Annotated in this window: 1 protein-coding gene; it reads left to right on the top strand. The window is 39.4% G+C overall.

Going from position 1 to position 10,553, the window contains the following annotated elements; translation table 11 throughout:
* Positions 1-10,553, top strand: a 10,553-nt coding sequence (locus tag RAO94_11250) for a tandem-95 repeat protein (GenBank protein MDP8322916.1), incomplete at both ends; no start/stop codon positions are given.

Genomic DNA, 10,553 nt, shown 5'->3' with positions numbered 1-10,553 from the left:
AACAAGTGAGATAGAATTTATTGAGTTTGGGAGCGTAAATTTCTCCATTCTGGGAGAGGATATTGATAGCGAGATCAGTTATGTATGGCTGGTTAATGATATTGAAGCTGCCTTAGGTATGGATCTGTATTATGAATTTGATGTGGTAGGCAGTTATACAGTGGAAGCAGTTATTAGTGATGGTGAATATAGTGTTTTACAGCTATGGACAGTGGAAGTTACGGCAGATCCCGGCATGTATCCCCGTCCCTGGGACGTAGTAAATTATACTAATTCCACAGTTGCTTATTGCGACGTAACTATCGATGGAGCAGCAGCAGCAGCTGATGATGAAGTTGGAGCTTTTGTGGGAGATGAATGCAGGGGAGTGGGAACAATAGTAATTGATGAAGGGATTTCATTTAGTACTATGAATATTCAGGGTGAGACACCAGAAGAGATCGCCTTTGCAGTATGGGATGCTTCAGCAGATATTGTATATGTTAGTGAATATACAGTGATGAGCAATCCTGGGGGAGATATTGGTTATCCTCCCAATATGCTGCCCATAGAGATCATGACGAATTATCCTCCTGTGATATATTTACCGCAAGAGCTATCGATGCAGGAAGATACTGAGGAAGTATTTGATTTCTCATCTTATGTAAGTGATCCAGATGAGGACGATCTTACATTGAGTTGTGCTCATGAAGGGAATCTGGAGATAACAATAGAGGGATTTGATGTAACAATAACACCTGCAGCAAACTGGTGGGGTGAAGAAGAAGTAATATTCAGTGTAAACGATAATTTTGGCAGACAGGTAGCAGAAGACAGTGTAAATATAATCGTGAACAGCGTGAATGATCTTCCTTATCTGATCTCACCCATGAGTGTGGCATTCAATGAGGATAACAATTATTATTTCCAAATCTTTGCTGGAGATTTAGAAAGCAGCGAAGTAGGAATATCAGTAACTGGCGGGATCAATCTTTCTGTTCAGGAAAATTCAGCAGGTGTGATTGTATTAACAAATGAGACAGAAAACTGGTTTGGTGAAGACATTTTGACAGTGGAATTAACAGATACCGATGGAGGGATCACAGAAGCTATTATACCCGTAACAGTGAATAATGTGAATGACAGCCCTCAAGGCAATTCAATCTATCTGGAAATAAATGAAAATGAAAGTGTAAGCTTAGATTTAAATGATTATTACACTGATCCTGATGGAGATGAATTATTATTTGTTATAGAGGGCACATATGGCGTAGAAGCTGAACTTACTGGCAGTGTTCTGGAAGTTACACCTATCGGGGGTAATAGCGCATACTTTGTATCATATACAATTGAGGATCCAAGTGGAGAAAATATCACTAGATTTTTAAATTTAGAAATTTACATAGTAAATGAGCCACCAGTAATCTATATAAATAGTAATTATGAGCTTAATGAGGATGATACACTTGAAGTTCAAATTTATGCTATAGACGATGCGACACCAATTCAGTATATGACATTTGCAATTGTGAGTCAGCCTGTTCATGGGACAGCAGAAATTACAGATAATAACTGGGTAAATTATATCCCGGAAGCTAATTATTTTGGCTTAGACACCCTTGCAGTAGCAGCCATGGATGCTGATAGCGCTTGGTCAGAATATGTTTATTGCAATATTATCATTGATCCAGTAAATGATCAACCTGAAGTTGAGAATGCTTTATTGGTATTGATTGAAACTGATTTATTAGAATATGATTTTATTGGGGACATCAGTGATTTGGAAACACCAGTTGAGGATTTAGAATTTCTACCCGCTCAGACATCAGGAAGTGACTATGTAAGTATATGGGGAGTACCCTATACTGTTTCAGGGACAACACTAACCTATACAATGCCAGGAGATCAAGATTCTGATTACATTTTTTATAGAATAGTAGACGAAGAGTATTTTTCAAGTAGAGTAGGAATAATCTCTGTTTTCAGGGATGGATTTGAACCTTCGGGAGTAAGGATTGCCCCGATAGCTTTTAATGGAGCATTTGATCTGGATTTTGGTGGATCAGTGATCGTTGATTTTTCCGGAGTAGATATTACGGAACCAATTGAGCAGCTTGAGATGGAGATAACATCAGATCTGCAATATGGTGTTTTAGAAGATTTTGCATTTTTCGAATTTGAAAATCCCGTTACAACATATCTGGGAAGCTATACTCCAACGGTTAATGAGAATGCTATAGAAGTAATAGATTTCAGAGTTTGGAACGATGATGGCGAAGGTTTTGGGACAATTACGATCAATATCACAGCAATTGAAGTGGCACCTGAAATAGAAGAAATAGCTGATTTTGAGCTTCTTGAAGACACTTTAGGTTCTTTTTTGGTAAATTATACTAATCTTGATGAAGCAATGAATCTTGATTTCTGGACAATCAATAGCACTCCTGATATTAATTCAATGTTAAGTTTTGGTGAATTGACAGATACTACAATTGAAGTATTAGTTAATCCTGAAGCGAACTATTTCGGTACAGCCTATGTGACAATAACCTGCACAGATGGAAGCGGATTGAGTGACAATCAGGGATTTATATTAACTGTAATAAATGATAATGATGAACCAGTGATCAATTTACCAGATGAATTAAGCTTGGCAGAGGATGACGAACTGCAGGTTTCATTTTGGGGATATGTGAGTGACATTGATCCTGATAGCTTGAGTTTATCAGTATCTATAGCAGAAAATCTGACAATTGAGATTGAAGGAATGCTGGTCACTTTTATCCCGGAAGCGAACTGGAATGGTATGGAAACGGTGATATTTACAGTAAATGATAACCAGGGAAGGGCTGTTGCCAGTGATGATGTAAATGTGATAGTAACAGCAGTGAATGATGATCCTCAAATTGATCTGCCAGCATCCTTTGAACTTTTGGAGGATACACCTGAGGTATTTGATTTCACGCCTTATCTTACTGATATAGATGGTGATATACTGGAAATAATTCCTTTTGATGATCAATATATCATGATTACTATTAATGAATATGATGTAACACTCACGCCAATTGCAAACTGGTCAGGGAGCACAAGTCTGGCATTTCTGGTGACAGATAATATGGGTGGAGAGTCGGCATTTGGAGCTATAGAGATTACTGTGACTGCAGTGAATGATGCACCAGAGATAGCTTTACCAGATGTTATAGAAATTGCAGAAGATAGTAGCGAGATGATAGATTTCAGTGATTATGTTTCTGATCTGGAAAGTGATAATCTTACTCTTTCCGTAACTGGAAATGTAGAAGTGGGGGTAGAGATAGACGCATTGGAAGTTACCTTTACACCCAATGCAAACTATTTTGGAACTGAGATATTAACATTTTCAGTTGATGATAACCAGGGAAGATTGCTGGCATCAGATATGGTGACTTTAGATATTACAGCAGTAAATGATGCACCGGTTATCGAGTCATTTGAACCTGCTGAGCAAAATATCTCCGGAGAATTGAATGACGAGATAGCATTCAGCGTTACAGCAACTGATATTGACAGTGAATTAGAATATCAATGGTTTATTGATGATATTGATCAGAATATCGCCGAAGATAATCTTACAATGGTCTTTGATGAACCTGGAGTATTTATAGTTCGAGTAGATGTAAGTGATGGTGAAGATAGTGCATTTGTGGTTTGGCAGGTGACTATTGCCCAGCCTGAGAATTATAATCGTCCCTGGGTACCTGTGATCTACACAAATTCTACTGTAGCATATTGCGAAGTATTGATCAATGGTGAAGCAGGAGCAATAGATGATGAAGTGGGAGCATTTGTAAATTATGAATGCCGCGGAGTTGGTGAAGTATTTATTGATGGTGAATATAGCTATGCAACAATGAACATCCAGGGTAATTCACCGGAACTGGTAAATTTTGCCATATATGACGCCTCAGCAGATGAAGTGCTGGTAAGTGAATTTACGGTGATGAGTAATCCGGGTGGGGATATTGGTTATCCTCCTGATTATCTGCCGGTCTATATTGGTGAATTACCACAGGAAGATTATGCCCGCCCATGGGTACCTGTGATTTATACAAATTCTACTGTCGCATATTGCGAAGTATTGATTGAAGGTGAACCTGCTGATCTGGCTGATGAGGTAGGTGCTTTTGTAAATCTCGAATGCCGGGGTGTTGGAGATGTATTTATTGATGGTGAATATAGCTATGCAACAATGAACATTCAGGGTAATGTAGCAGAACTGGTTAATTTTGCCATATATGATGCCTCAGCAGATGAGGTGCTGTTAAGTGAATTTACTGCTATGAGCAATCCAGGTGGGGATATTGGCTATCCTCCTGATTATCTGCCTGTTTATATAGGAGAAACACCTCCAGGAGATTATGCACGACCATGGGTACCTGTGATCTATACTAATTCTACAGTGGCCTATTGCGAAGTGATGATCAATGGTGGGGCAGCAGCAGATGATGATGAACTGGGAGCATTTGTAAATTATGAATGTCGCGGTGTTGGAAATGTATTTATTGATGGTGAAAATAGCTATGCAACAATGAATGTACAAGGTAATGCAGCTGAGCTATTGAATTTTGCCGTATATGATGCATCAGCCGATGAGGTGATAGTAAGTGAATTTACTGCGATGAGTAATCCTGGGGGAGATATTGGTTATCCTCCTGATCTTCTAGTGATAGAAGTAATAAACAATCATAACCCGGAGATAGATTTACCGGAATTGATAGAAATGAGTGAAGATACAGAACTGACAGTTGATTTCAGTGAATATATCACAGATGTGGATGAAGATGAACTTACTCTAAGCACAGATTATACTGGTTTCCTGGATATATCAATAACAGGTTTATCAGTGACAGTGACACCTCAGGCAAACTGGAACGGACAAGCTTCAGTAACATTTACAGTCAGTGATAATCAGGATAGAGCAATCGCTGAGGACACAGTAATATTCCAGGTAAATCCGGTTAATGACCTGCCGTTCCTGGTCTCACCACTTGAAATCACGTTCAATGAAGATCTATCAAGTGTATTTTCTTTAACGACTGGAGATGTTGATAATGACCAGGTGAGCGCAGAACTTACTGTTGGAGATGAGCTTAGTTTGTCATTATTGGCAAATAATATTTATAGATTAAGTAGTTCCTCAGGAAACTGGAATGGCGCAACCACACTTTGGGTGAATTTGAATGATAATGCAGGGGGCGAGGTTGATGTGGAAGTTCCGGTAACAGTTATTCCGGTAAATGATCCACCCACCGGAGAATATTCAATCAATCTGGAAACAGGATTGAATCAGGCAGTGACAATTGATCTGAATGATTATTACACTGATCCTGAAGGAGATTTACTTTCATATTCACTGGAAAATAACTATATCTATCACATGTCATACGAAATATCAGGTAGTGAATTAACCTTAACCCCAGTGACCGGATTTACCGGAAATGCAATAGGAAGATTTAGAGCAGAAGATCCAGCGGGATTATTTACTGTATCGGCTATTACTTTGCTGGTGACACCAGTTAATTCTCCTCCTGTGGTAATCAATAATTCTGCAGCTTATTCATTATTGGAAGATGAATCGAAAAGCGTGGAATTGCTGGTGATTGATGATAATGATCCATTTGCAGATCTAACCTTTGAAATAGCAAATCCTGCCATGCATGGCAACGTGGTTATAGAAGATGAATATCTGATCTATACACCGGAAGCAAATTATTTTGGAAATGATCAGGTGGAAATAGTGGTACATGATACTGATGGCGGTATTTCAGAACCGGCAGTATTTAATTATATGGTCGACCCTGTAAATGATCGTCCTGTAAGTTTGAATCAAGAATTCATGATCACTGGTAATACGCTGGATTATGATCTTACAGCTGATATTTCTGATGTGGAAACAGCAGACGAATTACTGGCATTTGAGTCAATAGTTACAGGTAGTGGAAATGAGCTTTTGAGTGTTTTTGATGTAGAATATACACTTACTGACTGGAATTTGCATTATGAAATGCCAGTGGGCAGAGATGTGGATTTCATCTGTTACACTATAAGTGATGAAGAAGGCTACGTCTCCAGAGTTTACAACATCAGGATATACAGGGAAGGTTCTCAGGGTCTCGCAACCCGAACCGAACCTATGGCAATAAATGGAAATGTCTGGTTAGATTACGGTATGAGTATGGAGATTGATTTCAATGGTCTGGATTTAACAGAACCTTTGGAACAATTAAATATGGAAATTACAACCCAGCCGCAATATGGAGTATTAAGTGATTTTGGTTTCTTTGAATTTAATGAACCTCTCACGACCTATCTGGGAACTTATCAAGCAATAGTGAATGAAGATATCACAGATGAAATAGGTTTCAGGGTTTGGGGAGATGACGGAGAAGCATTTGGTACAATAACCATCCATATAACAGCGGTTAGCATAGCTCCGGAAATAGATATGATCGCTGATTATGAAACTATGGAAGAGACAAGTGGAAGTATGCTGATCAATTATACTAATCCTGATGAGGTTGCCAGCCTTGATCTCTGGACTTTCGTAAGTATTCCAAATATTGATGAGATGCTGAGTTTTGGAGATATAACAGACACAACTCTGGAACTGGGCGTAAATCCATCCCTGGATTATTTTGGAACTTCACTGGTTGTGATCACATGTACTGATGGTGATGGCTTAACCGATAGCGAAGGCTTTTATCTGACAATAATCAACGATAATGATGCTCCTGAAATTGATCTTCCAGAGGTTATCAGTTTTAATGAAGATGAAATTTATCAGGCATATTTTGGCATATATGTGCAAGATGTAGATTTTGATGACTTGAGCTTAAGTTCAGATTTGGCAGATAATATTCAAATAGATATCACTGATTTTATCGTTACTTTTACTCCCAATGAAGATTGGTTTGGCAGTGAAGTGGTAACATTTACTATTGATGATAATCAGGGAAGAGCGGTAGCCAGTGATGATGTTACCATTCAGGTTATGCCAGTGAATGATGATCCTGAAATGAATTTACCTGTAGCGATCGACATGATAGAAGATATACCGGAAATCATAGATTTCAGTCAATATGTGTATGATGCAGATGGGGATGTTGTAGAAATAATTCCGTTTGCCAATAGTAATATCATCATAGAAATAGATGGTTATCAAGTAACTTTAACACCTGCAGCAAATTGGAATGGTACCACAGATATAGCCTTTTTAGCTGATGACAATCAAGGTGGTCAGTCTGCTTTTGGGGCAACACAGGTTATTGTAGCAGCAGTTAATGACTCTCCAGTAATGGATTTACCTGCAAGTGTTATGCTTGATGAGGATAGCAGCACGAGTATTGATCTATCTGATTATATATCAGATGTTGAAGATGACGATCTGACCTTATCCGTGAGTGGAAATACAGAAATAGCTGCTGAGATCGAAGGATTAGCAGTGACATTTATTCCTGCGGCAGATTTCGCCGGCAGCGAATTAATGTCTTTTACTGTTGATGATAATCAAGGCCGTCTGGTGACATCGGATGATATGGAAGTAATAGTTACACCAGTAAATGATGAGCCTGTGATAATCGGATATGAACCTGTAGATCAGGATATTGTGATCGATATGGAAACTGAGATCAGCTTTAGTGTTATCGCTTCTGATATTGATAGTGAATTGGAATATCAATGGTTCCTGGATGGTTATGATCAGAATAATCTCTCATCAGAACTTGCTATTAATTTCAGTCTTCCGGGAATTTATACTGTTAGTGTAGAAATAAGTGATGAAGAGTATACGGAATCTGTGATCTGGCAGGTAACCTTCACTCAACCTGGTGACTATCCAAGACCGTGGATACCGGTTATTTATACAAATTCCACTGTGGCTTATTGCGAAGTATTGATCGCGGAAGAGGTAGCAGCAGAAGGAGATGAAGTTGGGGCATTTGTTAATTTTGAATGCCGTGGCGTTGGAGTAGTATTTATAGATGGTGACCACAGCTATGCAACGATGAACATTCAGGGTAACTCATCTGAACTGGTCAATTTTGCAGTATATGATGCCTCCGCAGATGAAGTGCTGGTAAGTGAATTTACCACTATGAGTAATCCGGGTGGTGATATTGGTTATCCACCTGATTATCTGCCGGTTTATATAGGAGAAATACCACAAGAGAATTATGCCCGTCCGTGGGTACCTGTGATTTACACAAATTCTACAGTTGCATATTGCGAAGTGCTGATTGAAGGGGAACCTGCTGATCTGGCTGATGAAGTAGGAGCATTTGTAGATTATGAATGTCGTGGTGTTGGTCAAATCGTTATTGAAAGGGAGACCAGCTACACAACAATGAATATTCAGGGGGTGATGGCAGAGTTGGTCAATTTTGCAGTATATGATGCTTCCGCAGATGAAGTGCTGGTAAGTGAATTTACCACAATGAGTAATCCTGGAGGAGATATAGGTTATCCACCTGATTATCTGCCGGTTTATATAGGAGAAATACCACAAGAGAATTATGCCCGTCCGTGGGTACCTGTGATTTACACAAATTCTACAGTTGCATATTGCGAAGTGCTGATTGAAGGGGAACCTGCTGATCTGGCTGATGAAATAGGAGCATTTGTAGATTATGAATGTCGTGGTGTTGGTCAAATCGTTATTGAAAGGGAAACCAGCTACACAACAATGAATATTCAGGGGGTGATGGCAGAGTTGGTAAATTTTGCAGTATATGATGCCTCCGCAGATGAAGTGCTGGTAAGTGAATTTACCACTATGAGTAATCCTGGTGGTGACATTGGTTATCCACCGAATTATCTTCCAGTATATATTGGTGGCGGAGTTCAAGGTGATTATGCCCGTCCGTGGGTACCTGTGATCTATACTAATTCTACAGTAGCTTATTGTGAAGTTATGATCAATGATGTTGCAGCAGCAGATGGAGATGAAGTTGGAGCATTTGTGGATTATGAATGCCGTGGAGTTGGTTCTGTAGTAGTTGATATTGAATCAAGTTATGCAACTCTTAATATCCAGGGTGAAATGCCTGAATTGATAAATTTTGCAGTATATGATGCTTCAGCAGACGAGGTACTGGTAAGTGAATTTACTGTGATGAGTAATCCTGGAGGTGATGTTGGTTATCCACCAAATTTCCTGCCTGTTTATATTGGTGGTGGAGTTCAGGGTGACTATGTCCGTCCATGGGTACCTGTGATCTATACAAATTCTACAGTGGCATATTGTGAAGTCATGATCAATGATGAAGCAGCAGCCGATGGTGATGAAGTGGGAGCATTTGTAGATTATGAATGCCGTGGAGTTGGTTCTGTAGTAGTTGATATAGAAACTAGTTATGCAACTTTAAACATCCAGGGTGAAATGCCTGAATTGATAAACTTTGCAGTATACGACGCATCAGCAGATGAAGTACTTATCAGTGAATTTACTGTTATGAGTAATCCTGGTGGTGATGTTGGTTATCCGCCGAATTTCCTGCCGGTTTATATTGGTGGTGGAGTTCAGGGTGACTATGCCCGTCCATGGGTACCTGTGATCTATACAAATTCTACTGTGGCTTATTGTGAAGTCATGATCAATGATGTTGCAGCTGCTGATGGAGATGAAGTAGGAGCATTTGTAGATTATGAATGCCGTGGAGTTGGTTCTGTAGTAGTTGATATAGAATCAAGTTATGCAACTCTTAATATCCAGGGTGAAATGCCTGAACTGATAAATTTTGCAGTATATGATGCTTCCGCAGATGAAGTGCTTATCAGTGAATTTACTATGATGAGTAATCCTGGTGGAGATATTGGTTATCCTCCTGATTTCCTGCCGGTTTATATTGGTGGCGGAGTTCAGGGTGACTATGCCCGTCCATGGGTACCTGTTATCTATACAAATTCTACTGTGGCATATTGTGAAGTTATGATCAATGATGTGGCAGCAGCAGATGATGATGAAGTAGGAGCATTTGTAGATTATGAATGCCGTGGTGTTGGCTCTGTGGTCGTTGATATTGAAACTAGTTATGCAACTTTAAACATCCAGGGTGAAATGCCTGAATTGATAAATTTTGCAGTATACGATGCTTCCGCAGATGAAGTGCTTATCAGTGAATTTACTGTGATGAGTAATCCTGGTGGAGATATTGGTTATCCTCCTGATTTCCTGCCGGTTTATATTGGTGGTGGAGTTCAGGGTGACTATGCCCGTCCATGGGTACCTGTTATTTACACTAATTCTACCGTAGCATATTGTGAAGTTATGATCAATGATGTGGCAGCAGCAGATGGTGATGAAGTAGGAGCATTTGTAGATTATGAATGCCGTGGAGTTGGCTCTGTGGTCGTTGATATTGAAAATAGTTATGCAACTTTAAACATCCAGGGTGAAATGCCTGAATTGATAAATTTTGCAGTATACGACGCTTCCGCAGATGAAGTGCTTATCAGTGAATTTACTGTGATGAGTAATCCTGGTGGTGACATTGGTTATCCGCCGAATTTCCTGCCAGTTTATATCGGTGGTGGAG

It is taken from the genome of Candidatus Stygibacter australis (assembly GCA_030765845.1).
Taxonomy (GTDB): Bacteria; Cloacimonadota; Cloacimonadia; order Cloacimonadales; family TCS61; genus Stygibacter; species Stygibacter australis.
Note: the sequence above shows the minus strand (reverse complement) of the source record. Positions and strands in the feature narration are given on the sequence as shown.